Consider the following 24119-nt stretch of genomic DNA (forward strand, 5'->3'; position numbering starts at 1 on the left):
CAGGGGTATCTCGAAGCCGGATGTAGCGCTCGGTCATCGCGCGGTCCGCGTGCCCACCGAGCACCTGAGGTATTTACCTTCGCGCTGCGCGTCCGTCAGCGCCTTGGCGCGGAGATCGTGCAGCATTGCATCCTCCACGCCAGTCGCGATGCAGGCCGCGCTACGTGTCCCGAACGGTTCCGCAGGAGGGTGCCGCCGCGGGGTCCAGTCGGGTGCGCAATAGGTACATGCCCACGAGGTTGTCATTGAGCGCCCTGGCGCGTTCAAGCGCTGCCTTGAAGTCGGGAGCGCTTTGGACCAGCAGTTTAGCCCCTGTCTTGGGTTGCCTGAAGGAAATGCCTTGTTCCGAGATGTCAGAGCGCTTTAATACCCGGACGTCGCCCACGCGCCGGCCTGTGAGGTACAGCTCGACCAGGTCGGCCATCCCACCCTTGGGGCGGGAGAACTGGCGAGCGTACTGCGGGAAGTCCATGCTGGCTCTGCACACCAACTGCGGGCGATCGGTCAGGTGACGGTGTCGTGGTGCGAGGTGATCAAGGCTTATCCGAGTGGGCACGGCGACGTCAGTTGGGCAACTCGCTTCGACGAGAACCTGCGCAGGGCTTTTTCGGCTGACGCCATCATCATGGCTGCGCCTCCTTCTCGATTGCAGGGGCGCTGTGGGCGGCGTCGCTAGCAGCGTCCAGCTGGGCGGCCCGCAGAATGTCGCCGATACCGTCGACGACGCTCCACCGCTGGCTCCGCCGCAGCAGGCGATACAGCGCAGTGTCCGGCAGTCCCTGCGGGGCGAGGACGGGAAGTGATCGAGACGATCCGCCAGGGACTGCAAGCCGATGGCATTAATCAATGCGTGCATCGCCATCGCTTAGAGACCATCCAGCATGCCAGCCGCATGATTGGCGACTGATACGGTTTTATGACCGCCGGCGGCCACCAGGCACTGGAGATGAAAACCCCGGCCGAGATGTTCGCTTCAGCCGCTTAAGCTGTGCAGGTTCCGCTGGGTCAATACATGACCGGCATTCTGGCCGCTGCCGCGGGGTCCTAGCGGCCTGGCTGGCTTTGCTGGACGATTCCTACATCGTTCCAGGCATCTCTCGCATTCCGGTGCAGCGTTTGCAGGGCGAGATCGACCAGGACATCGTCGCTGTCCTCGCGCCATACGGCCTTGACCGCCCCCAGGCCTGCTTCCATGGATACCGGGAGCACGCGCATGGGGGTCACGAAGCGGTATTTTCGGGTGAGCGTGAGCGGCAGCATGGCTAGGAACGGGTAGATGGTGAGAAGTTCAAGGTTCATCGTCCAGGTCTGCGATTCGACGCAGCCAGGCGGCACGGTCAGGCCGTGCTGAGCCAGGTCGCGCTCCAGGTATTCGCGGTTCGGCGAACCTGCTTCTGGAAGTATCCACGGTAGCCCTTCCAAGTCTGCCCAGCCCACGTCGGATTTTGCCGCGAGCGGATGGTGGGCGCTGCAGACGACCACCATCGGGTCTTGGAAAATGGTCTGCTGGCGAAAGCTCGAAATCAGGCGATGGGTCGTATAGCGGGCCACGACGAGATCGATCGTCGAGTCGGCAAGCATGGGCGCGAGATAGGAGAAAGTTCCTTCCTTGAGCGAGAGTGTGACGTTGGGGGTTTGTCGCTTGAGCGTGAAGGCGAGCGCCGGAAAGATCAGCGCCGATAGCGAATAGCCTGCGCCGATGCCGATGCGGCCGGCCTGGCCGGTGCACATAGCCTCGACTTCGACGCGCGTTCGATCGAGTTGGTCCAGGAGTTCGCGGCCGCGCCTGGCAAGCAGGTGCCCCAGTTCCGTCAGCACGACGCCGTTACCTGAGCGTTGCAGGATGGGATGCTTCAACGCATCTTCCATTTCGCTGATCTGCTTCGATACGGCTGCTGGCGTGACGTTCATCTCTTCGGCCACGAGCTTCAACTGGCCTGCGCTCGCGATCGCGACGAGCACGCGCACCTGCGAGAGCCGGAGCCGTCTGGAGAAAAAGCGCTCGATCAGCAAGGCTTCGGAGCGCGGCCCCTGCTTCGGCATTACCTTTTTGTTAACTGATCTGGAATTCATTTCAAACCACTCTGAAAACGGGCTCGTTAACATGGTCTTGTCTAAGCAGAAAGATCATTGTTCGAGAGATGCCATATTTAAAAAATTGCTGGTACGCAGCTATGTGGGCGGAGTCGCTGAAGCCGGACTTGCTGGTCCCGCTCATGATTCTGGAGCAGCCGCTGTTGTTCTATCGGGACCAGTACGGAGTTGCGGCCGCGCTTGACGATATGTGTCCCCATCGTCTTGCGCCCTTGAGTCTGGGCAGACTTTTGCCGAATGGCAACCTCCAGTGCGGGTATCACGGCCTTGAGTTCGATTCGTCGGGACAATGCGTCCGGAATCCGCACGGCAGCGGACGAATTCCTCGGGCATGCGCGGTGCATCGCTACACCTTGGTGGAGAGGCATCGGTTGCTCTGGATCTGGCCGGGCGACGAGACGCCGGATCCGGGGGCGATACCCGACTTCTCCTTTCTCGATGAAGACTCCGGCTATGACGTCGGGCCGCGCGACACCATTCGCATGGATTCGAACTACCGAAACATCATCGACAACTTGATGGACCTGAGCCATGCGTCGTTCCTCCATCCAGACCTGCTGGGCAACGAGGAAACGATTCAGGCCCGCATCGATATCAAACAGGAAGGGAACAGCGTCCAGGTGCGCCGCGACATGAACGATGTCCGGCCCCCTTTGTTGCGGGACCTGCTCTTCAAACAGGACGGCGCGCGCGTGAATATGTGGAACAGCATTCGCTGGGACGCACCGTCCGCGTTGCTGAACGACGTCGGAACTTACGCGCCAGAGGCGGATCCGGCCCAGTTCGCCGGCCAGCTGGGGTGCCACATTCTCACTCCGCAGACGGCCGATACGACCCTCTACTTTACTGCGGCCGCCAAGCAGGGGCCGCTTGCCTCCAGATCCGCAGACGGCGAGGTCGATTTCAAGGCGCGCATCGCCGAGTTGCGGCGCACTGCATTCAAGGACCAGGATGATCCCATGATCCGGGCGCAACAGATCAACATCCGCCTGCATCCCGGTGTCAGGCCTGTGTTGTTCGAGATTGACGCGGCGCCTGTTCGTTGCCAGCGGATTCTCAATGCCTTGATCGAGGAGGAACAAAAGCGGGTTAGCTCCCGGATCTCGGAAGAGCCTTGAACGGCGGTGCGTTTGTAATAGAAATCAAAATGGAGACAGGTGATGAAGAATAAAGAGAATATGGCGTTCGCGGGTTCGTCGCGGCGCACATGGTTGAAGATCTCCGCGGCGTCGGCCTTGGCCGCGGCTTGTGGGCCGATGCCGGTCCTGGCGCAATCGAACTATCCCGAGCGGCCTGTGCGGATCGTCGTGCCGTCCTCGCCGGGCGGCAGCTTGGACGCCGTCGCGCGCATTATCGGGCAGCAACTCGCCGAATACTGGAAAACGAGCGTCTATATCGAGAACAAGGCCGGGGCCAACCTTATCATTGGGACCTCGTATGCCGCGAAAGCTCCGGCCGACGGGTATACCTTGCTGTTCGCGCATGATGGCGCCATGGCAATCAATCCAGTGATTTACCGGAAATTGCAGTACGGACAGAACGACTTTCTCCCCGTGGCGCAGGTCGCTGTTCTGCCGATGGTGCTGTATGTGAATTCGGAGTATCCGGCGCGCAACTTCGATCAATTGATGAGGGCCTTGCGCGCACAGCCCGGCAAGCTTTCCCTGGCCGTGGGAGGCACTAGTTCGCAGTTGACCTCGGAGTTGTTCAAGTCGCTTGCCAAGGTCGACTACGAGAACATTTCATATAAGGGCGCAGGCCCCGGCCTTGTCGCACTCGCTGCAGGCGAGGTGCAGTTGTCCTTCGCGGACACCGGAAGCGCGGCGTCGATGATGCAGACGGGAAAAATTCGGCCGATCGCTGTAGCGGCTCCCGAACGGGTCAAGCAGATGCCCGATGTTCCCTTGATATCGGAAATCGTCCCCGGCTATTCGGTGACCTCGTGGAGCGGCTTGTTCGCGCCGGCAGGAACGCCGCCGGCTGTGGTCGAGAAAATCGCGGCCGATGTGCGCGCGGTCATGGCCGCGGGGGAGGCGCGCAGCCGTCTGGAGACGCTGGGCGTCATCCCCGCGACGAGCACGCCACAGAAGTTCGGCGAGCTCATCGCTGCCGATACCGCTAATTGGAGAGAACTGGTCAAGGCCCGCAACCTGTACCAAAACGAATAACGCCGCGTGGGTCTCTCTTCGTTGTTCATATGCAGTTCAATCATCGAGGTTCAGAAATGAGGGTTGCGATCGTAGGGGGCGGCATCGGAGGGTTGACGGCCGCGCTGTACCTGCACCGCATGGGTATCCATGTGCGTGTCTTTGAAGCGGCACCGCTGTTCAAGGCGCTCGGCGTCGGAATCAATCTGATGCCGCACGCCATTCGCCGGCTGTCAGAGCTGGGCTTGGCTTCCGAACTGAAGGCGCGCGGGGTCGAACCGCTAGAGTTTGCCTTTTTTACACGGCATGGCCAGGCCATTTACTCGGAGCCGTGCGGGCGGCATGCCGGCCACTCGTGGCCGCACTTCTCCATCCATCGCGGCGCGCTCCATGAAGTCTTGTTCGACGCCGCGAGGTCGCGTCTCGGCGAGGAGAACGTGGTTACGGACCGGCGTCTCGCGCATTTCGAGCAGAATCCGCAATCGGTCGCGCTGCACTTCGTCAGCGCGGACGGCGCGACCTTCGTTGAGCATGCGGATGCCGTCATCGCTTGCGATGGCATCCATTCCCAGATTCGCAAACAGCTGTTTCCGTCGGAGGGAGCGCCGGCTTTCGACGGCATCCACATGTGGCGCGGAGTGACTTACGGCGAGCCGTTCCTGACGGGCGCCACCGTGGCGCGCTGCGGTTCGCTCGCACATGGAAAACTCACGGTCTATCCCATCCAGCAACTGCCGGATGGTCGGCAGCTCATCAACTGGGTGGCGGAAGTACGCAAAGGCGCGCTCACGCATACCGACTGGAGTCGGCCAGGGCGGCTGGAGGATTTCATCGACTACTACGCTGACCGGCGCTTCGACTGGCTTGATATCCCCGAGATGATGCGGCGCGCGGAGATGATTCTCGAATATCCCATGGTCGACCGCGACCCTTTGCCGCGCTGGACCTTCGGAAGGGTGACGCTGCTCGGGGATGCGGCGCATCCCATGTACCCGCGCGGAGGGAATGGCGCGGCCCAGGCTATCGTGGATGCGGAAGCGGTGGCGCTTTGCCTCGCGAAGGAGGCAGGGGTCGAGCAGGCTTTGCAGCGCTACGAGAACGAGCGGCGCATGGTCACGACACGTATCGTTCTGACCAATCGCAGCGAACCTCCCGACCACATTATCGAGCGAGTGGAGCAGCTCACCGGAGGCCGTACTTTTTCAGCGATCGATGATGTTGTCTCGCAAAGCGAGCTCGCCGAGATTTCCCACAAATATCAGCGTGTGACCGGCATGGACCTGGACAGCACAAGCGTCTAGGGCGCTGTCCCCAACTAGCCTGTAAGATATATAAAGAATATATCTTTTTGGGGCTCGGCTTGGATAAGTCGAGGAAGTACGCATGAACTACGGCCTCCTGCTCGTCCTCCACCTGCTGGCGGCCATCGCCTTCGTCGGCACGGTGTTCTTCGAGGTGATCATGCTCGAGGGCGTGCGCCGGCATTTGCCGCACGAAACCATGCGCGCCGTGGAGCGCGCCATCGGCAACCGCACCACCGCCGTGATGCCGTGGGTGCTGCTCGCGCTCTATGGCGCGGGAATCGGGCTGGCCTGGCAGCATCGGGGGGCGCTGGCACAGCCGCTGGCCAGCAGTTTCGGGCTGTTGCTGGCGCTCAAGATCGCACTGGCGCTGAGCGTGTTCGGCCATTTCCTGACCGCCATGCGGTGGCGCCGGCGCGGCGTGCTCGGCGGGCGGCGGTCGCACCGCCTTCACTTGAGCGTGTTCTGCCATGTGCTGGCCATCGTCGTGTTGGCCAAGGCCATGTTCTACCTGTCGTGGTAGCGCGATGGCGCTGGCCGATTTCTATGCCGCGATCAAGGCGAGCCACGTCGGATTCGTGTTGCTCAGCGGGAGCCTGTTCGCCGCGCGCGGCTTAGGCGTGCTGCTGGGCAGCGCCAAGCCCATGGCTTTGCCGGTGCGCCGGTTCAGCCAGGTGGTGGACACGGCCCTGCTGGTGAGCGCCTTGCTGTTGGCGGCGGCTTTGCAACTGGCTCCCTTTGCCCAGACGTGGCTGCAGGTCAAGCTCGTGCTGCTGGCAGCCTACGTCGGGTTCGGCACGTGGGCGCTGCGGCGGGCGTCGACGCGCAGGGGCAGGGCCATTGCGTTCGCCATGGCTTTGCTGTGTTTCGCCTGCATGCTGGCCATCGCCCGTACGCACGATCCCTTGGGGTTTCTGCGCATCCTGGGTTTCTGACAGCCCCGCGCGGCCGCACGGCGTCGCTTTCCGCGCAGGGACGCTACACTCGGACGCCATGCGGCGGCCTGCGGCCTCCGATTCTGCGACAACCGTCGAACCGAACATCGAACCATTAGGGAGCCACCTCCATGAACCGCGACTTTCCTTCCCTGACGCGCCGCAGCCTGCTGGCCGCCGCATCGGCCGCCGGCGTGGCGGCCTTGACGGCCGTGCCGGCGCAGGCCCAAGGCCGCAAGGCCGTGACCCGCATCATCGTGCCCTTCGCCCCCGGCGGCGGCAACGACGTGTTCGCGCGCCAACTGGCGCATGGCCTGAACGAGATGTTCAAGAAGGACGTGATCGTCGAGAACAAGCCGGGCGCGGGCGGCAACGTGGGCACGGAGCAGGTGGTGCGCGCCGCGGCCGACAGCAATATTTTCCTGCTGGGCCACACCGGCACCATCGCCATCAACCCCTCGCTCTACAAGAACCTGAAGTTCAACGCTTCCACCGACCTGCAGCCGGTGGCCATGTTCGCCTCGTCGGCGCTGCTGCTGGTGGTGCCGGCCTCGTCGCCGATCCAGAACGTGGCGCAATTGGTCGAGGTCTTGCAGCGCAAGGATTCCGACCTGAGCTATGCCTCCAGCGGTTCGGGCACCGGCGGCCACCTGACCGGCGAGATGTTCCTGCATGCGCTGGGCGCGCGCGCCGTCCACGCCCCCTACAAGGGCACCGCGCCGGCGCTGGCGGACGTCGCGGGCGGACAGGTGCAGTTCAGCTTCAGCGTGATCCCGGCGGCGATGGCGCTGGTCAAGGCGGGCAAGCTGCGCGCGCTGGCGGTCACCAGCGCCAAGCGCATGGCGCAGCTGCCCGACGTGCCCTCGGTGGCCGAATCCGGCGTTCCGGCGCTGGCCGGTTTCGAGAGCACGCTGACCTACGGCATTCTGGCGCCCAAGGGCGTGCCGCAGGCGGTGGTGTCGCAGCTGGGCGCCGAGATACTGAAGGCCGCTTCGACGCCGGAGTTCCAGTCCAAGCTGGGGATCGAAGGCGCCGAGCCGCTGCTGGGCGATGCCGCCGCGTACGCGCGCAAGATACAGCAGGAGAGCGGCAAGTGGAGCGAGGTGATCCGGGCATCGGGCGCTTCGGCCTGATCCGGTTCGCAGCCGTCGCCGCGGTCTTCAGGAGGCGGTGTCGGCGGGAGGCCGGAAGCGCGTCACGATGTGCCTCGGCACCCGCAGGGCGGGAGGCGGCAGCTCGCGGTAGTCGCCATAGAGGCGCGTGAGCACGGCGTCGTAGGCGGCCGGCGCCGGGAATGCATGGCCTTCGAAAAGCAGCGGGCGCGTGGGCAGGAATTCTTCCAGCGGACGCGCCAGCCTGCGGGCGCGGCGCCATTGCAGCGGCAGCGATACCAGGCAGGCGACGTGGCTGGGCGGCGCCGCTCCCCAGGTGCCCAGCCAGGCGTCGTACAGGCGGCCGCGGGCGCCGGCGGGCGTCAGCCGCGCCAGCAGGTAGCCGGCGCGGGCGCCCACGCGTCGCCAGCGCGGGTGGCCTGGGCCGATCCGGCCTTGCGCGGGGTCGTTGGCGACGCGATGGCCCAGCCGCAGCAGCCAGGCTCCCCACAGGTGCAGGTGGCCGAGCCAGCCCGCGCCCCGCACCGCGTCGAACGGAAAAATGTCGATGTGGATGCCGTGGTGCATGGGCAGGTGGGCGACCCCGATCTGCCGGAATTCGCTGCCGTGGCGGCGCAGCGTGGCAATGCGCTTGCGGAAGGCCGGATCGCTGCCGCGGTGCTGCAGGAAGCAGCGCGCATCCAGCAGGGCAGGCGCCTCGCGCAGCAGGCGCTCGAAATCGGGGCGCGGCAGGGCGACGTCGATGTCGCAATCCCATGGGATGAAGCCCTGGTGGCGCACCGCGCCCAGCAGCGTGCCGGCGGCGATCTGGTAGCGCAGGCCCAGCGCCCCGCATACGCGGGCCAGTTCTCGCAGCAGTTCTTTTTGCACGGCATGGAGCGCTTCGATCTCGGACGGGGAGAGCGTCATGGCGCGCAATGGCGGCGGATTCATGGCTACGCCGCCCGGGACGAGGGCAGCGCCAGGCGCAGCGTGCCCAGGCCGGGCGCCAGCGCCGCCAGCCGGTGGTCGACCGCGACGTCGGCGCACGCCGGATGTGTCCCGGCACCGCTGTCCAGGCATTCGAGCCATTGCCCGCCGCGCCAGGTCAGATAGCCCGATGCCACCCACGGCTGGACGATGGCGCTGCGGCAGCTGCCCAGGTGCACGGCCAGGCTTGCCCCACGGATGTGGGTCAGTTGGATGCGCGGGCCGAATTTGTTGTACCGGCGGCGGAATTCCAGGCTCTCCATGGCGGCGCAGCGGCGCGCGGCCTGCCGAACGGCCGCCTGCCACGCCGGTCCGGAGGGCGGCTGGCCTTGGGCTGCGCCCGGGTGCACCAGGTTGCGGGCGGCGCTGGCCAGTTGCGGCGCCGTGGGTTCGGCGGCGCTCGCCTCGCGCCGGCGCAGTTCGGCCAGCACCGCTTGCGGGCCGCCCGCCGGCGCGGCCAGGTCTATGCATTGCAGCCGGACGCGGGGGCTGCTTTGTGCCGCCAGCAGGGCGCGAAGCTGGGCGATGTAGCGGTCCTGATCGCGGAGCTCGAGCTGGTTGACCCATCCCAGCACGCCATGCAGATAGGTGAAATGCAGCTCGACCCCGGGCGGGTGCAGGGCCGCCAGCCTTGCCGCGTAATGGCGCAGGTAGTCGATCCAGAAGAGCTCGGCCCAGTCCATGTCGGGCGCGCCGGCCAGGCGCCAGCTCTTGTAGCCTCCGAACGGCAGCGTGAATACCAGCGGCTGACCGTCGGCACAGGCGGCGGCCAGTTTGCGCCGCAGATCGTCCACGGTGGCCGAGCAGGCCGCGCTGCGCCGCCAGGGGCGGGCCAGCACCGCCTGCAGCAAGGCCTCCGCCGGCGCGCCGAGGGCGGGCGGAGCAGGGTCGTCCGGCGCGCCGGACAGCCGCTGCAGCGTGGCGGCCAGCGCCTGGCGCTGGACCGGGTCCAGCGCGGGCGTGTCGGCGATCCGGACCGGCCCGTTCACGGCAAGGCCCCGGCATGTTCGAGCGGACTTTCCTGCCAGTACCGGATGTCCCGTCCGACCGTGGCCAGATGGCTGTCATGGGCGGTCTCCTCGGCCTGCCAGGCGGGCAGCCGGCCGACTGCCCGGGCCATGTTCTCCAGGGTCGCGGCCAGCGCCGGCCACTGCAGGCCGAAATCCGGGTCGAGTTCGCGCAGCAGGCCTGGCAGGGCCTCGAAGTACGGCGCGGGATCGTCGTAGCGGAAGCGCACGGCGTAGCCGGCCGGATTCAGGAAACGGTAGGCGAGCTTGCGCCCGCCGAAGCGCAGGTAGCGCACCAGCAGCGCGCGGGCGGCCCGTGCCGGATCGGCAGGCTGCATGCCGGCCGCCTCCGGACCGCGCAGCCAGTCCAGCCAGTGCGGCGCCCGGCCGGACCGGCCGCGCGCAGGCGCGCGCGCGGCGGCCAATTGGGAGGCGAAGTCGGCGCTGCCGGCATGGCCCAACAGGCTGATCCAGTCATCTTCCGGCGCCGTGGCGTGGCAGGTGGAGGTGAAGTCGTAGTCCAGCATGGGCACCGTGGCCGCGGCGCCAGTATCGAGCCAGCGTTCGGCCAGCCCCAGCCTGAGGGCCGCGGGCTGGCCTGCCACCGGAGCCAGTTCGGGAATGCCGACCAGGATGTTCTTGGGCGTGGCGTCGCGGAACGGCAGCACCGCGTCGAATGCGCCCCAGATCCGCGCCAGCGCCCCCAGTTCGTCCAGGACGGTGCCGGGCAGCGGCGGCAGTTGCAGCAGATGCGACAGCACGTGCAGCAGTTCCCGCACGTGGGTATCGAGCGGATAGGCGGGCAGGCCCGCCGCGCCCGGCCATTGGCCCAGCGCCTGCTGGATGCGCCGCAGCCGGCCGCGTGCGCGGTCCAGCAGCGTGAGCGCGGCCTGGCCGGCATGCCGGCCTTCGATACGCCGCAGCAGCCGCAGCAGGTCGTACAGCCGGATGCCGCGCGCATGCTGCAGGACCAGTTGCCTGTCATGCACGGCGTGCGGCACGGGGACCAGCGGTTCGCCCGGCTGCCGGCCCAGCCACCGCAGCACGTCGTATTCGTGGCGCGCCGCTTCGGCCGTCGCGCATTGTTTGAGGAAACGGCCGTCGCGGGCATGGTCGGGCTGGCTCAGCGTGCGCGCGTCCTTGTCGAGATTGCCGCGGAAATAGGCCAGCGGCGCCGCGCCCGCCAGGCTGGCCCGGGCTGCGTGCAGATCGTGCAGCGTATCCACGTCGGCCGCGCCGGCCGGCGATATCGGCAATGCCAGCAATTCCAATCCGTCCGGCTGATGCAAAGCCGCGCGCAGCACTTGCCATTGCGCATGCCTGCCCGCACTGGCGTGCCGCTGCACGAGCGGCCACAGGCGCGCCGGCCAGCGCACGGCGGGCGCCATCATCAGCGTCGCCGCGGAGCCGCCGGCAGGCGGAGTGGAGTCGCCGGGCGAGGGGGGCGGCTCCAGGTCGAGCACCCTGGGCCAGGGGCCGCCGTGGCCGGGCGCGAGCCGCACGCCGACGGGGCGGTCCGCATCGGGCCGCATGGGCGAAGCGGCCAGCGCCGCCACGTGGTCGGGCACCTCGGCCAGGCGAGCGAGCACGGCGGGGTCGTAGACGGTGTCGGCAAACAGCACCCAGGCGTCGCCGCCGCGCAGGGCAGGCTGCGCCATGGCCACGGCCAGGCTCTGCAGGACGCCGTTGGAGGCATAGCCGGGATTGTGGATGCACAGCGCAGCCGGCGCGTGGGCCGCGACCGCGGCCTGCACCGCGTCGGCCTGGTGGCCGGTCACGACGCAGATCCGGCCGTTGAACGGCAGCTCTCGCAGTTGCCGCAGCAGGCGCGGCAGCGTGCCCAGCCCCAGTTGCAGCGGCGCCAGCGCCTTGTGCCGCGGGCCGCCGAAGCGGCGCCCCAGACCCGCGGCCAGCACGATGAAGTGAGTGGCGATGCGTCCGGGGCCGGGGGCGTGGCGCGCCTGGGGCGAGCTTCGCGGCTGCCCGCTGCGGGAGGCGTCGGGGGACACGGATACTTCCTTCTGTGGAGAGAGGCGTCCCGCGCGGCGGACGCTCCGGTAATGGATCGAATGTAACCAAGTATACGGTCGAGCCCGGGCCCGGGCGCCTTTCCCAGGGCAGGCGTCGATTACACTGCCCGCCGAATCGCAAGGGCTGTACGCCGATGGACATAGAAATCAACGAAGAGCTGCGGGCCTATATCGACCCGCTGACCGAAGACGAATACGCGGCGCTGGAGCACAGCCTGCTGGCCGAGGGCTGCCGCGATGCGCTGGTGCTGTGGGGCGCGGTGCTGGTGGACGGGCACAACCGCTACGGCATCTGCAAAAAGCACGGCATTGCGTTCCGCACGGTGCAGAACACCGTCTTCCAGTCGATGGACGACGTGCGGCTGTGGATGATAGACAACCACCTGGGACGCCGCAGCATCTCGGATTTCCAGCGCGGGGTGCTGGCGCTGCGCAAAAAGGAAATCCTGGAGGCCAGGGTGAAGCAGGCTGGCGGAAACGCCGCGCCGGCGGCCGTCGCGGATGCCGTTCCGGCTGTCCGGGAAGCCGCCGGCCAGGAGCCGGCCGGCAAGCCGGCGTTTGCCACGCGCCAGGCCGTGGCGCGGGCGGCCCGCCTGAGCGCGTCGACGGTCGGGCAGATCGAGCGCATCCAGAAAACCGCCGCACCGGAATTAGTGGCGGCGGTGAAGTCCGGCGCCATTTCCATCAGCGCGGCGGCGGCCGTGGCTTCGCTGCCCGCCGAGCGGCAATCGCAGGCGGTGGCCGGCGGCAAGGAAGAACTGCGCCGCGCAGCCCGCCAGGTGCGCGAGAGCAAGGCGCGGCCCAGGCCTGCGCCGGCCGGCGATGCCGCGCCGGAGCAGGCGGATCTGCCGCCCGAGAGCACGGACGTGGACGAACTGACCCATACCGTGCGCGCGCTGCGGCAAGAAAACGCGGAACTGAAGCGCCGCGTCGCCCACCTGACCATCGCGCTCAAGGAAGCGCGCGCCGGCAGGGAGGGCGGCCCGGCTCCTGCGGCGGATCAGGCCAGCGCGGGGTAGTCGGTATAGCCCTTTTCGGTGCCGCCGTAGAACGTGGTGTTGTCGGGCACGTTGAGCGGGGAGTCGTCGCGCAGGCGGCGCACCAGGTCGGGGTTGGCGATGAACGGTTTGCCGAAGGCGACCAGGTCGGCCGCGCCGCTTTCCACCGCTGCGATGGCCGAGGCACGGTCGTAGCCGTTGTTGACCATCCAGGCGCCCTTGCCGCCGGCATCAGCATAGGCGGCCTTGAGCGCCGCGTAGTCGAACGCCGCATCGCCCTGGCGGAAGTCGCGATCGCCGCCGGTGGCGCCTTCGATCACGTGCACATAGGCCAGTCCGTAGCCGGCCAGCTTGCGCGCCACATGGTCGAACAGCGGCTGGGGCTGCGGATCGGAAGCGTCGTTGGCCGGCGTGACCGGGGAAATGCGGATGCCGGTGCGGCCGGCGCCGATTTCGCGAGTGACCGCATCGAGCACTTCCCCGAGCAGCCGCGCGCGGTTTTCGATGGAACCGCCGTAGGCGTCGTCGCGCCGGTTGCTGCCCGCACGCAGGAACTGGTCGATCAGGTAGCCGTTGGCGGCGTGGATCTCGACGCCGTCGAAGCCCGCGTCGATGGCCGCGCGCGCAGCGCGGCGATAGTCTTCGATGATGCCGGGCAATTCATCGGTCCGCAGCGCGCGGGGCTCGGAAGTGGGCGCGAAGCCGCCGCCGTCCGGGCCGACCAGGTAGGTCTTGGCCTGGGCGCGGATGGCCGAGGGGGCGACCGGCGCGCCGCCTCCCGGCTGCAAAGAAGTGTGGGAGATGCGGCCGACGTGCCAGAGCTGCACGACGATGCGGCCGCCCGCCGCATGGACGGCGTCGGTGACGCGGCGCCAGCCGGCCAGTTGTTCTTCTTCGTAGAGGCCGGGGACGTCGGCGTAGCCCTGGCCCTGCTGGCTGATCGCGGTGGCTTCGGTGATCAGCAGGCCGGCGCTGGCGCGCTGCGCGTAATAGGTGGCGGTGATGGGCAGGGGCACGGCGCGCGGCGAACGGTTGCGGGTCAGCGGCGCCATGACGATGCGGTTGGCCAGGGCGATGTCGCCGACGGTAAGGGGGTCGAACAGGCTGGGCATGGATGCGTCCTTGGAATCGGTGGCGGAATCATATATCGGCCTATAACGATATAAGCATATGCCCGCTCGGCTGCCGGGGTTATGCGGTCCGGGCATCGAGGGTCCGTTACTATCGCAAGCCGTTCAGATCCGAATTCCCCGCATTCCCGATGTCCTACCGCAGCATTTCTCCCTTGCCCCGTCATCCCCACCCCGCCTGGGCCGCCTTCCGCGCGTGGTTGCTTTCGTTCCGCCCGAGCCGGGTGCGCATCAACGGCAAGGAGCGTTGCCGCATCATCGCGGGGGCCGCCGTGGGCGTGGTGCTCGCCGCGTTGTCCAGCCGATGGGCGGCCGGGGGAGGACTGGCGTCGGCCTGGATGGTCGCGCCGCTGGGAGCGAGCGCGGTGCTGGTGTTCGCCGTGCCGGCGAGTCCGCTGGCGCAGCCCTGGCCGGTGATAGGCGGCAACACCGTGTCGGCGCTGGTCGGCGTGGCCTGTGCGAGCTGGATAGGCGATCCCGCTCTGGCGGGCGCCGCGGCCGTGGCCTGCGCCATCGCCCTGATGCTGGCGCTGCGCTGCCTGCATCCACCGGGCGGGGCGGCCGCGCTGACGGCGGTGCTGGTCCATGCGACGAGCTTCCACTTCGCGTTCTTTCCGGTCCTGGTCAATTCGCTGCTGCTGGTGACGGCGGGCCTGGTCTACAACACCTTGACCGGCCGCCGCTATCCCCATACCCAGGCGGCCGCGCCGGCGGTCCCCCATTCGCGTTTCACCGCAGCCGACCTCGACGCGGCGCTGGCGCACTACAACCAGGTGCTGGACGTCAGCCGCGACGATCTCCAGGAACTGCTGCATTTCGCCGAGATGTCGGCCTACCGCCGCACCCTGGGCGAGCTGCGCTGCCAGGACATCATGACGCCCCAGCCGCTGACGGCGTCGCACGATACCTCGCTCAAGGACGCATGGCAGCGCATGCAGGCGCGCCGCATCAAGGCATTGCCGGTGGTGGACCGGCACGGCGACCTCGCGGGGATCGCCACCGTGGCCGATTTCATGCGCCAGCTCGACCAGGCCCGGCCGCAGGGACTGACGAGCCGGCTCAAGGCCCTGGCCGGGCTGGGCGGCCCGCAGGCCGGCCGGCAGGGCACGATCGGCCAGATCATGACCCGCCGGGTGACCGTGGCTAGCGCCGACCGCTACGTGATCGAGCTGATCCCGCTGTTCGCCCACGGCGGCCACCACCACATTCCCATCGTCGACGGGGGCCGCAGGCTGGTGGGCATCATCACCCAGACGGATCTGGTCAAGGCCCTGGCCAAGGCGGTGGACGCCGGAAGAGAGGGCTGAAACCCCCTCTGTTTCGCGTAAGCAACGGCTCAACTTCGGCGCGGCGGCGCCGTTAATCCGCTTGCTACCATTACCGGAGAAGGGGCCCGCTGTTTTTTGCCGCACTGCGAGCGTGGCGCTGGATCTTTCTGAACCGTCCCCCATGCGACTTGATACCCTAGACCGCAGATCCGCCGAGTTCGTTTCGTCATTCGAAAGCGCCGTCGATTTCTTCGCCCGCATCGACCTGCAGGGGCGGTTCCTGCACATCTCCGCGCCCGGGCTGGCTTTCATCGGCTACCACCGGGAATACCTGCGCATCGTCACGCTGCGCGACCTGGTGCCGCAGGAAGAAGCCCCCTTGCTCGAGGCCTGCCTGAGGCAGGCGCAGACCAGCGGCGACGTGCAGAAATGCACCTTGCACCTGATCAAGACCCTGACCTATCCCCGGCTGGTCGAGCTGCGCATCGCGCCGCACCCGGCCGATTCCGGGCAGTTGCTGGTGGTGGGCCACGACGTGTCGGCCTGGGCCGACAACGAGCAATGCCTGACCTACGCGATGTACCACGACGTCCTGACCGGGCTGGCCAACCTCGCGTCGGCGCGCCACGAGATCGAGCGCGCCAAGCAGGAGGCCCTGGACGAAGGGTTTCGCGTGGCCCTGCTGCAGATAGACATCGACGAGTTCCACCGGGTCAACCGGGCGTTCGGCTACGAGGCGGGCGACCGCATCCTGCACGAAACCGCGCTGCGCCTGAAGAACGCCTGCCACGGCCGGGAGTTCGTGGCGCGCTGCTATAGCGATGCCTTCCTGATCCTGGTGCGCGAGGTGCCTGACCGCGCCTACGTCGAGGAATTCGCGCGGCGCATTTCCGATGCCATCCAGCTGCCTTATTCCCACGAGGGGCAGACGCTGCAGCTGTCGGTGCGCATCGGCGCGGTCCTGTTTCCCGACGAGGCCAACGGCGCGGACCAGCTGCTCTACCACGTGGACGAAGCGCTGGCTTGCGCCGGCCGCAGCCCCGGCTACAACCTGGTGTTCTACGAGCGCCGGATGTCGGGCGGCATGTCCGACTCCCTCAAGCTCGAGTCCGACCTGCACAATGGCATCCGCAACGGCGAGTTCTCGCTGCACTACCAGCCCATCTCCGATGCCACCAGCCGCAAGGTGGTGGGCATGGAAGCCCTGATGCGCTGGAACCATCCCGTGCTGGGGCCGGTGTCGCCGGAAATCTTCATTTCGCTGGCCGAATCGGCCGGGCTGATCAACTTCCTGGGCGGCTGGGCGCTCAAGAATGCCTGCATGCAGTTGATGCAGTGGGACGCCATGGGCATCCACCTGCAATACGCCACGGTCAACGTGTCGGCCCAGCAGTTCCGCGATGCGCGGTTCGCCTCCTCGGTGCGGGATGCTTTCAAGCTGACCGGCGTGGCGCCGCAGCGCATCGTGCTGGAAATCACCGAAAGCGTGCTGATGGAGGATCCGGACCACGCCAAGCTGCTGCTGGAAGAGCTGACCGGGCTGGGGGTGCGCTTTGCGGTCGACGACTTCGGAACAGGGTATTCGAGCCTGGCCTATTTGCAGAGCTTCCCGTTGGCCGCCTTGAAGATCGACCGGCGTTTCGTCAACAACCTAACGGTTTCCCGCAATGACCAGGCAATCGTTGATGCGGTGATCGGTCTGGCGCGTACACTAGGCCTCGAACTCGTGGCCGAGGGGGTGGAAACCGAAGCCCAGCTCGAGCGCCTGCGGGCGAGCGGTTGCGGGCTCATCCAGGGATGGCTGGTCTGCAAGGCTCTGCCCATCAGCGAGCTGGCCCGCAAGTTCGAAACGGGCGAACTTCAGCCCGCCAGCTGAAAACCGGAAACGTGACCAGAACTCCATGCCGGAACTCCAACAACGTCAAGCACTGACCCGCAAGCTCTGGTCGCGCATCAACGAACGCGGCGATTTCCCGCTGTTGTCGGAGTCGCTGCGCGTGACCATCTCGGCAATGAAAGGCGACGACTACGACTTCACCGCGCTGGTGCAGATCGTCCTGTCCGACTTCACGCTGACCCAGCGGGTCATCCGGCTGGCCAACTCGGCCATGTACATGGCGTTCGGCGGCAATATCACCACGGTCTCCCGCGCCCTGGTGGTGCTGGGCATCGAGGCCGTGGGCCATCTCGTGCTGGGCCTCAAGCTGGTGGACCATTTCCAGCAGTCGCACCTGCAGTTGCAGCGCCTGGACGCCAAGCTGGAGCTCAATCGCGCCATGCTGGCGGGCTGTGTCGCGCGCAAAGTGTGCGAGGCGCACCAGGTGCTGGTCAGCGAGGAAGCCGTGGTGTGCACGCTGATGCGCCAGCTCGGCAAGCTGCTGTGCATTTTCTATCTCGAGCAGGAGTGGACCCGCATCCGCGAACGCGCGCTGGAATGCCGCCGCACCGAGGAGGAGGTCGCCTTCGAGGTCCTGGGCGTCACCTTCGAGCAATTGGGCGAGGACGCGGCCGAGCGCTGGGGCCTGCCAGCGGTGATCTGCCGCGGGATGGAGCCTTTCGATCCGGCCAGCGTGGCGGCCGAGCAGGAGCCCAGCGCCAAGGACGAGCACTGGCTGCAGGCGGTGGCGAGCTTTTCCGTGCAGATGTCGCGCAGCATGACCATCGCCGGCGGCGACGTCGAGCTGCGCGAATCCCGCATGCGCGAGACCGTACAGCGGTATGCGCGCGCGGTGGCGATCGGTCCGGGGCTGCTGTACCAGATCATGGAAGACCTCACGCGCGAGCGGGCCAGCCAGCGCTTCATCCAGGAAATCGACGACCTGCACGCCGAATCGGCGCAGGGCGGGGCGCACAATGCCGAACGCACGCTGCGCGAGGGCATGCGCGACCTGCGCTCGCTGCCGTCCGAGCATCATCTCGGCCCGGTGCTGGCCATGGCTTCCGAAGCCATGCTGGCGGGCATGCAGTTCTCGCGCACCATCGTGTTCGTGCGCGATCCGCGCCGCCATACCTTCGAGGCCCGCCTGGGGTTCGGCCGGGGCATCGAGCAACTGCTGCCGCAGTTGCGCTTCAACGAGATCTTCTCGGTGGACGTGTTTCACCTGGCCATCACGAACTCGGTCGGGATCTTCATCGAGAATGCCGCCGACCCCAAGTTCAGCGTGCACATTCCGCGCTGGTTCCGCGACGCCGTGCCCGATGCGCATGCCTTCGTGCTGCTGCCGGTGCGCACCGACAAGGATACCGTGGCGCTGATCTACGGCGACTGGAACAGCGCCGGGCTGGCGCGCAAGATCCTGCCCGAGGAAATGGCCGCGCTGAACGACCTGGCGCGAGAACTCGGACGCTTCTTCGGCCACGCCAGGGTAGAAGCGCCCGAGACGCTGTAGATCAGTCTTCCTGCGTCTTGGCCTGGGTCACATTGGTGTCCGGCGGCACGCTCTGCGTCAGCCAGACATTGCCGCCCACCGTCGATCCGCGGCCGATCGTGATGCGCCCCAGGATGGTGGCGCCGGCATAGATCACCACGTCGTCCTCGACGATGGGGTGGCGCGCGATGCCTTTGGTCAGCTTGCCGTCGGGGTCGGCCGGGAAGCTCTTGGCGCCGAGAGTCACCGCCTGGTAGAGGCGCACGCGCTCGCCGATGATGGTGGTCTCGCCGATCACCACGCCGGTGCCGTGGTCGATGAAGAAGCTCGCGCCGATCCGGGCGGCCGGATGGATGTCGATGCCGGTGCTGGAATGGGCGATGTCCGAGATCAGGCGCGCCAATACCGGTGCGCCGAGCTGGTGGATGGCGTGCGCCAGCCGGTAGTGGATCACCGCCTTGATGCCGGGATAGGACAGCAGCACCTCAGAGATGCTGGTGGCGGCCGGGTCGCCCTGGTAGGCGGCGTGCAGGTCGCTGACCAGCACGGAGCGGATGGCCGGGAGCCGGGCGGCGAAGCGGCGCGTGATCTCGATGGCCTTGGCCTGCAGGTTCTGCTTGTCGTGGGTCTCGGGCGCCTCGGAAAAATACAGCGCGCGGCGCACTTGTTCGAACAGCAGGTTGAGCGTGGCGTTCAGCGTGTTGCCGACGAAATAGTCGATGCTGTCGTTGGTCAGCCGGCAGCGGCCGTAATGGGTCGGGAACAGCGTGGCGGCCAGCCCGTCGAGCACGGTGACCAGGGTTTCGCGCGAGGGCAGTTCGCGCACGCGGTCGAGATAGCGGATCTTGTGCTCGATCTCGCGCGACTGGCGCAGCTGGTCGACGATGTCGGCCAGGTTCCATTCGGGGGAGACGTCGGGCGAGGCGTGATAGGGTGAGTTCATGATGAAACGTTCAGGCAAGCTGTTGCAGGGCGATCTATTGCTGGACGATCGGCGGGAGCATGGACGAAGCGGTAGAATACTGCCCCATGTCGCGCGCGTACGCGGCGGGGCGCCGTCCCGCGCCAGGGCCGCCGCTGCGCAGAGCCGACCTCTACAGGGACACATTATGAACCGCATTTTCAGTCAAACGCTGGTGGCTGCGGCCGCCTTGGGCGTGACCGCGTTCGCGCAGGCCGCCGACGTCAAGATCGGCCTGGCCGCGGCGCTGTCCGGCGGTGCGGGCCAATACGGCGCCGCCATCCGCAACGGTTTCCAACTGGCGGCCGAAGAACTGAACGCCGCCGGCGGCGTCAACGGCAACACCATCAAGCTGGTCATCGAAGACGAACAGGGCAAGAAAGAAGAAGCCATCAACGTCTTCAAGAAACTGATCTTCCAGGACAAGGTCGTGCTGGTCTTCGGCCCGACGCTGTCCAACTCCGCCCAGGCTGCCGATCCGATCGCCCAGGCCGCCCAGACCCCGGTGTTCGGCACGTCCAATACCGCCGACGGCATCACCTCCATCGGCAACTTCGTGTTCCGCAATTCCGTGACCGAAGCCGACGTGCTGCCCGAGACCATCCGCGTGGCCGCCAAGCACAACGGCGTCAAGAAGGTCGCGGTGCTCTACGGCAACGACGACGTCTTCACCAAGAGCGGCTACGACAACTTCAAGAAGGCCCTGGAAGACCTCAAGATCCCGGTCACCACTACCGAGACCTTCGCCAAGGGCGACGTCGACTTCAAGGCCCAGTTGACCAAGATCAAGGCCAGCAACCCCGACGCCGTGGTGCTGTCGGCGCTGATCGCCGAAGGCGGCCCCATCATGGTCCAGGCCCGCCAGCTCGGCCTGAACGTGCCGTTCATCGGCGGCAACGGCATGAATTCGGTCAAGATCTTCGAACTGGCCAAGGACAAGGCAGACGGCCTGTGGGTCGGCAGCCCCTGGTCGATCGAGAACAACACGGCCGAGAACAGCAAGTTCATCGCCGCCTACAAGGCCAAGTACAACGTCGCGCCCGACCAGTTTGCCGCCCAGGCCTACGACGCCATGCACATCGTGGCCGGCGCCCTGAAGACGATCAAGATCTCCGGCAATCTGCAGGCCGACCGCAAGGCGCTGCAGGCGGCGCTGCCCGCGATCAAGGTCACCGGCGCCACCGGGGCCTTCCAATTCCGCCAGGCCAAGGGCGCGGGCGGCAAGCCCGGTGGCTACGACGCCGTGCAGACCCCCATCGTCATGGTGACGCGCGGCGGCAAATACGTCATCGAGAAGTAATCGATGGCATGATGCCGGATCCGCCGGCCGAGCCGGCGGACAGCAGGGGCGCGGAGCATTCCGCGCCCTTTGCAATAAAAGGGCCTACGCCTGTTTTTCATCTACGAACCTGATGGCTTCACGCCTGGAGCGGTTGCGCTGCGATTGCGCGGCACCGACCCAGGGCGCCGTGGATCCGGCTCTGCCGGTCCACCAGCGCCGCCCCCTGGGGGGCGCGCGAAGCGCGTAGGGGGGGACCATGCTCCAACAACAACTCGTCAACGCGCTCTCGCTGGGCTGCGTTTACGCACTGTTCGCGCTCGGCTTCACGCTGGTCTTCGGCGTGCTGGGCGTCATCAATCTTTCTCACGGCGCGGTATTCACCGTCGGCGCGTACGCGGCGCTGCAACTGGTGACCCACCTGGATCTGCCGCTCTGGGCAGGCCTGGCGGCAGCCGCCGTCGTCAGCGGCATCGTCGGCGTCCTGATCGACGTGCTCGTGCTCAAGCGCCTGCGCAAGCGCAATGCGCCTCATCTGATACCCATGATCGCCACCATCGGCCTGGCGATTTCGCTGAACAGCGCGATCCAGGGCATCTACGGCGCCGCCAATATGCGTTTCCCCGCGGGCCTGGTGCCGGACGACGCGATCCAGGTCGCCGGCCTGCACATGACCGTGATCGAACTGGTCATCATCTTCCTGTCGTTCGCGCTGATGGCCGCGCTGATGCTGATCATGAAACGGACCCAGCTCGGGCGCGGCCTGCGCGCCATCGCCGAGTCGCCCAAGGCGGCCTCGCTGCTGGGCATCAACGTCGAAGGGCTGTTCCTGCTGACCTCGTTCGCGGCCGCGGCGCTGGGCGGCGTGGCCGGGGTGCTGATCGGGCTGTATTCCAATGCGGTGTTTCCGCTCATGGGCCAGCCCATGCTGCACAAGGGCATCGCGGTCATCATCCTGGGCGGCATGGGCGACATCCGCGGCGCGATGATAGGGGGCCTGTTCCTCGGATTCGCCGAAGTGCTGTCGGTGGCCTACATAGGCTCCACCATGCGCGATGCAGTGGCCTTCGGCCTGCTGTTCCTGATTCTGCTGGTGCGTCCGCAGGGTCTGTTCGGCAAAGTGCTGGAACGCAAGGCATAAAAGGCGAAGAACGAAAATGGAATGGTTCGATAATTTCTGGTCGATCTACAGCAACCTGGTGCTGACGCTGGGCACCAATGCGCTGCTGGCGCTGTCGATCTATCTCACCCTGTCGTGCGGCATGCTGGCCATGGCCAATGCCGCGTTCATGGGCATAGGCGCCTATACGGCGTCCATCCTCACCATGACCTTCGAGCTGCCGTTCCCGGTTGCGCTGCTGGGCGGCATGGCGGCGCCGATGGCGGTGGCCTTCATCATCGGCAAGCCCACGCTGCGGCTGTCCGGGGTCTATCTGGCCATGGCGACACTGGGTTTCGGCGAGGTGGTCCGGGTCGTCATCCTGAACACCGAATCCTGGACCGGCGGCGCGCTGGGCCTGAACGGCATTCCCCAGCTTACCGAGTGGTGGCACATCGCGCTGGCGGTGGCGCTGGCGCTGGCGGTGCTGTACCGGCTGCGCCGCTCCAAGGTCGGCCGCGCCTTCGAGGCGATCAAGGAGGACGAGACCGCCGCCGGCCTGATGGGCATAGACGTCAACAACACCAAGATGCTGGCCTTCGTGCTCGGCGCGCTGCTGGCCGGCCTGGCGGGCGCGCTCAATGCCCACCTGACCTTCTTCATCGGGCCCAACGAATACGGTTTCGACCGCGGCGTGGAAATCCTCACCATGACCATCCTGGGCGGCATCGGCAGCCTGGCCGGCCCGGTGGCCGGCGCCGTGATCCTTACGTTGCTGCCCGAGGCATTGCGTTCCTTCAACGATTTCCGGACGGTCGTCAACGGCGCGATCCTGGTGCTGATCGTGCTGTTCCTGCCCAAGGGAATCTGGGATCCGTCCCTGCTGCGCAGTTGGCTCGGCAATCGACAAACGGCCCGCCGGGGATCCTGATGCTGAAACTCCAATCCATCTCCAAGAGCTTTGGCGGCCTGCACGTGCTGCAGGACGTCAACATCGAAGTCCCGCAGGGGACCATCTTCGGCCTGATCGGCCCCAACGGCGCGGGCAAGACCACGGTCTTCAACCTGATCACCGGCCTGCTCGAGCCGAGCGGCGGCACGCTGAGCTTCGACGGCCGCAGCCTGGTGGGCGCCAAGCCGCACCAGATCACCCGGCGCGGCATTTCGCGCACGTTCCAGAACATCCGCATCTTCAAGGAGATGTCGCTGCTGGAGAACGTCGTGGTCGGCATGCACCGCCATCTCGGCTACGGCGCGGTGGGCCTGCTGCTGGCCTCGCCGGGCTACCGCGCCGCCGAGCGGCGCGCGCGCGAACGGGCGCTGGAACTGCTGTCGTGGGTCAAACTGGAACACAAGGCGCACGAGACGGCCGACAATCTTTCGTACGGCGACCAGCGCAAGCTGGAGCTCGCGCGCGCGCTGGCGACCGAGCCCAAGCTGCTGCTGCTGGACGAGCCGGTGGCGGGCATGAACACCGGCGAGAAAGTCGACCTGATGTCCGAGATCGAGAACATCAAGGCGCGCGGCTACACCATTTTCATGATCGAGCACGACATGCGTTTCGTGATGGGTCTGTGCGAGCGCATCGCGGTGCTGAACTTCGGCCGCATCATCGCCGAGGGCAGGCCCGAGGAGATCCGCACCAATCCCATGGTGATCGAGGCCTATCTGGGCCGCGAGGACGACGTGGAGGAGGTCCAGGCATGAACCCGCTATTGAAAGTCTCGGGCCTGCAGGTTTCCTACGGGCACATCGCCGCCGTCAAGGGCATAGACCTCGAACTGCACGAAGGCCAGATCACCACGCTGGTCGGCGCCAACGGCGCGGGCAAATCCACCACGCTGCTGGCTTTGTCGGGCCTGGTGCCCAAGGCCGCCGGCACGGTGGTGTTCGACGGCGAGGACGTATCGCGGCTGGCGCCGCACAAGATCGTTTCCAAAGGCATCGTGCAGGTGGCCGAGGGCCGTGCGATCCTGACGACGATGACGGTGCGCGAGAACCTCGAGCTGGGCGCCTACACCCGCCGCGACAAAGGCGGGGTGGCCGCCGACCTGGACCGCGTCTTCGAACTGTTCCCGCGTTTGAAGGAACGCCTGGACGGCATGGCCGGCAATCTGTCGGGCGGCGAGCAGCAGATGCTGGCGATCGGCCGCGCGCTGATGGCCAGGCCGCGGCTGCTGCTGCTGGACGAACCGTCCATGGGCCTGGCCCCCATCATCGTGCAGGAGATCTTCCGCATCCTGCGCGAGATCAACCGCCAGGGTCTGACCATCTTCCTGGTGGAGCAGAACGTGAGGCAGGCCCTCAAGATCGCGCATCGCGGCTACGTCATCGAAACGGGAGGCATCGCGCTGGCCGGTTCCGGCCGGGAACTGCTGGGCGACCGCCGCCTGGTCGAAGCCTATCTGGGCGGTTAGGATC

At 66.8% G+C, this 24119-nt stretch carries 21 protein-coding genes and 1 pseudogene; 15 read left to right on the forward strand and 7 right to left on the reverse strand.

Annotated features, from left to right (window positions below):
- Positions 1-160: 160 nt before the first annotated feature.
- Both PIGHUM_RS14015 and PIGHUM_RS14020 read right to left on the reverse strand, forming a co-directional pair.
- Complete coding sequence (locus tag PIGHUM_RS14015) at positions 161-472, reverse strand: site-specific integrase (RefSeq protein ID WP_124080186.1); 312 nt, start codon at positions 470-472, stop codon at positions 161-163.
- Between the two features lie 572 nt (positions 473-1044).
- Positions 1045-2106: a LysR family transcriptional regulator gene (locus PIGHUM_RS14020; RefSeq protein WP_124080187.1), complete on the reverse strand. Its 1062-nt coding sequence runs from the start codon at positions 2104-2106 to the stop codon at positions 1045-1047.
- A 68-nt stretch (positions 2107-2174) separates the two neighbouring features.
- Between PIGHUM_RS14020 and PIGHUM_RS14025 the strand changes: the two genes are divergently transcribed.
- From PIGHUM_RS14025 to PIGHUM_RS14050, 6 genes are all read left to right on the forward strand, one after another.
- Positions 2175-3212 (forward strand): aromatic ring-hydroxylating oxygenase subunit alpha, encoded by a 1038-nt coding sequence (locus PIGHUM_RS14025; RefSeq protein WP_281279082.1) that lies wholly within the window; start codon positions 2175-2177, stop codon positions 3210-3212.
- Positions 3213-3254: 42 nt separating this feature from the next.
- On the forward strand, positions 3255-4262 hold the full coding sequence (locus tag PIGHUM_RS14030) for a Bug family tripartite tricarboxylate transporter substrate binding protein (protein WP_124080189.1): 1008 nt from the start codon (positions 3255-3257) through the stop codon (positions 4260-4262).
- 56 nt (positions 4263-4318) lie between these two features.
- A complete protein-coding gene (locus PIGHUM_RS14035; protein ID WP_124080190.1) occupies positions 4319-5542 on the forward strand; it encodes a flavin-dependent oxidoreductase in 1224 nt (407 codons plus the stop codon).
- 82 nt (positions 5543-5624) lie between these two features.
- Entirely contained in the window at positions 5625-6065 is a 441-nt protein-coding gene (locus tag PIGHUM_RS14040) for a CopD family copper resistance protein (RefSeq protein ID WP_124080191.1), read from the forward strand.
- A 4-nt stretch (positions 6066-6069) separates the two neighbouring features.
- Positions 6070-6477: a SirB2 family protein gene (locus PIGHUM_RS14045; RefSeq protein ID WP_124080192.1), complete on the forward strand. Its 408-nt coding sequence runs from the start codon at positions 6070-6072 to the stop codon at positions 6475-6477.
- A gap of 131 nt (positions 6478-6608) precedes the next feature.
- Complete coding sequence (locus PIGHUM_RS14050; protein ID WP_124080193.1) at positions 6609-7610, forward strand: Bug family tripartite tricarboxylate transporter substrate binding protein; 1002 nt, start codon at positions 6609-6611, stop codon at positions 7608-7610.
- A gap of 27 nt (positions 7611-7637) precedes the next feature.
- Here PIGHUM_RS14050 and PIGHUM_RS14055 read toward each other — a convergent pair whose 3' ends face one another.
- Genes PIGHUM_RS14055 through PIGHUM_RS14060 form a run of 3 tightly spaced genes read right to left on the reverse strand, consistent with a single transcriptional unit; the run spans position 7638 to position 11574 of the window.
- Complete coding sequence (locus PIGHUM_RS14055) at positions 7638-8522, reverse strand: LicD family protein (RefSeq protein ID WP_160142264.1); 885 nt, start codon at positions 8520-8522, stop codon at positions 7638-7640.
- A 2-nt stretch (positions 8523-8524) separates the two neighbouring features.
- The gene (locus PIGHUM_RS23900) at positions 8525-9547 is read right to left on the reverse strand and encodes a hypothetical protein (protein ID WP_160142265.1); all 1023 of its coding nucleotides are present in this window, start codon (positions 9545-9547) and stop codon (positions 8525-8527) included.
- On the reverse strand, positions 9544-11574 hold the full coding sequence (locus PIGHUM_RS14060) for an NTP transferase domain-containing protein (protein ID WP_124080195.1): 2031 nt from the start codon (positions 11572-11574) through the stop codon (positions 9544-9546). The genes PIGHUM_RS23900 and PIGHUM_RS14060 overlap by 4 nt, the downstream gene beginning before the upstream one ends.
- 155 nt (positions 11575-11729) lie before the next feature.
- On the opposite strand from PIGHUM_RS14060, the gene PIGHUM_RS14065 reads away from it, so the two are divergent.
- Complete coding sequence (locus PIGHUM_RS14065; protein WP_124080196.1) at positions 11730-12614, forward strand: hypothetical protein; 885 nt, start codon at positions 11730-11732, stop codon at positions 12612-12614.
- On the opposite strand, the gene PIGHUM_RS14070 is transcribed toward PIGHUM_RS14065, so the two are convergent.
- A complete protein-coding gene (locus PIGHUM_RS14070) occupies positions 12596-13705 on the reverse strand; it encodes an alkene reductase (protein ID WP_124080197.1) in 1110 nt (369 codons plus the stop codon). The genes PIGHUM_RS14065 and PIGHUM_RS14070 overlap by 19 nt on opposite strands.
- Positions 13706-13854: 149 nt before the next feature.
- On the opposite strand from PIGHUM_RS14070, the gene PIGHUM_RS14075 reads away from it, so the two are divergent.
- From PIGHUM_RS14075 to PIGHUM_RS14085, 3 genes and pseudogenes are all read left to right on the forward strand, one after another.
- Positions 13855-15030 (forward strand): HPP family protein, encoded by a 1176-nt coding sequence (locus PIGHUM_RS14075; protein WP_124080198.1) that lies wholly within the window; start codon positions 13855-13857, stop codon positions 15028-15030.
- A 202-nt stretch (positions 15031-15232) separates the two neighbouring features.
- Positions 15233-16867: pseudogene (locus PIGHUM_RS14080) on the forward strand (putative bifunctional diguanylate cyclase/phosphodiesterase); the annotation flags it as partial.
- A 25-nt stretch (positions 16868-16892) separates the two neighbouring features.
- The gene (locus PIGHUM_RS14085; protein WP_124080200.1) at positions 16893-18380 is read left to right on the forward strand and encodes an HDOD domain-containing protein; all 1488 of its coding nucleotides are present in this window, start codon (positions 16893-16895) and stop codon (positions 18378-18380) included.
- 1 nt (position 18381) lies between these two features.
- On the opposite strand, the gene epsC is transcribed toward PIGHUM_RS14085, so the two are convergent.
- Complete coding sequence (gene epsC, locus PIGHUM_RS14090) at positions 18382-19302, reverse strand: serine O-acetyltransferase EpsC (protein ID WP_124080201.1); 921 nt, start codon at positions 19300-19302, stop codon at positions 18382-18384.
- Between the two features lie 166 nt (positions 19303-19468).
- On the opposite strand from epsC, the gene PIGHUM_RS14095 reads away from it, so the two are divergent.
- The 5 genes from PIGHUM_RS14095 to PIGHUM_RS14115 all read left to right on the forward strand — a co-directional run bounded on the left by PIGHUM_RS14095 (position 19469) and on the right by PIGHUM_RS14115 (position 24115).
- Positions 19469-20620: an ABC transporter substrate-binding protein gene (locus PIGHUM_RS14095; protein WP_124080202.1), complete on the forward strand. Its 1152-nt coding sequence runs from the start codon at positions 19469-19471 to the stop codon at positions 20618-20620.
- A 238-nt stretch (positions 20621-20858) separates the two neighbouring features.
- Entirely contained in the window at positions 20859-21740 is an 882-nt protein-coding gene (locus PIGHUM_RS14100; RefSeq protein ID WP_124080203.1) for a branched-chain amino acid ABC transporter permease, read from the forward strand.
- Between the two features lie 16 nt (positions 21741-21756).
- Positions 21757-22629 (forward strand): branched-chain amino acid ABC transporter permease, encoded by an 873-nt coding sequence (locus PIGHUM_RS14105; RefSeq protein WP_124080204.1) that lies wholly within the window; start codon positions 21757-21759, stop codon positions 22627-22629.
- On the forward strand, positions 22629-23405 hold the full coding sequence (locus PIGHUM_RS14110; RefSeq protein ID WP_124080205.1) for an ABC transporter ATP-binding protein: 777 nt from the start codon (positions 22629-22631) through the stop codon (positions 23403-23405). The genes PIGHUM_RS14105 and PIGHUM_RS14110 overlap by 1 nt, the downstream gene beginning before the upstream one ends.
- Positions 23402-24115, forward strand: a complete 714-nt coding sequence (locus PIGHUM_RS14115) for an ABC transporter ATP-binding protein (RefSeq protein WP_124080206.1) — start codon at positions 23402-23404, stop codon at positions 24113-24115. Before PIGHUM_RS14110 ends, PIGHUM_RS14115 begins: the two co-directional genes overlap by 4 nt.
- The last annotated feature ends 4 nt before the right edge of the window (positions 24116-24119 follow it).

It is taken from the genome of Pigmentiphaga humi (assembly GCF_900606115.1).
GTDB lineage: Bacteria > Pseudomonadota > Gammaproteobacteria > Burkholderiales > Burkholderiaceae_B > Pigmentiphaga > Pigmentiphaga humi.